This is a genomic window from Bacteroides sp. 2_2_4 (assembly GCF_000157055.1).
Classification (GTDB): domain Bacteria; phylum Bacteroidota; class Bacteroidia; order Bacteroidales; family Bacteroidaceae; genus Bacteroides; species Bacteroides ovatus.
Map to the genome: position 1 here is coordinate 378091 of NZ_EQ973362.1, position 625 is coordinate 378715.

A 625-nucleotide genomic window follows, 5' to 3' on the forward strand; every position below is an offset into this window, starting at 1 on the left:
CACTTGCTGGCATCCTCGGTGCCTTTACCGGAAACGGAAGGACGGAATGAACCGAGATCTCCCAGGCGGACGGGTGAACCGTTTGCGAGGTTGCGCTTGATAACGACCATCAATGCGTCAAGAACTGCCTTGATGTCAGAACCGGTCAGTGTACAACGGTCTGCGATCTGGTCAACGATTTGTTTTTGTTTCATTTCCGGAGCGAGCACTACCTGCGCATAGTATTTTGCTGCAGCGGCTTTGTCCTGCGGATTCTTGCGCAAAGCGGGTTTGATTGTAATTGCCATGTTAATTAGTGTTTTAATGATTAATAATGTTGCAAATCTACATATACGTGCGTGGGCGTGCGGACGTATGTTCTTATCTGTGATGATACGTGTTTCATCATACGATTATGTACATGAAAAAAGGGCTGCGGTTTGTATTCCGCAGCCCTCCAAACAGGGGTTTTCACTCCGATCGTAAAGTTTACTCCTTAATCGTTTCTCCTTTTCATCGTCTTTCACGGGACTGTCTGCCCCGGTGAGCCAAACAAAAATTTTACCGATAACTTTCAATACCTTCAACGTCGTTCTCCAAAATGGTTTCATAATGACCTCCTTTTTAATTGTTTCCCGCAAAGGTA

Annotated in this window: 2 protein-coding genes; both read right to left on the reverse strand. The window is 45.6% G+C overall.

The genetic code is table 11. From position 1 onward, the window contains the following. Positions 1–287, reverse strand: a 287-nt coding sequence (locus BSCG_RS09700; protein ID WP_008776524.1) for an HU family DNA-binding protein, incomplete at its 3' end; no start/stop codon positions are given. A gap of 105 nt (positions 288–392) precedes the next feature. Continuing rightward, on the reverse strand, positions 393–625 hold a 233-nt coding region (locus BSCG_RS0127585), incomplete at its 5' end, for a hypothetical protein (protein ID WP_206741118.1).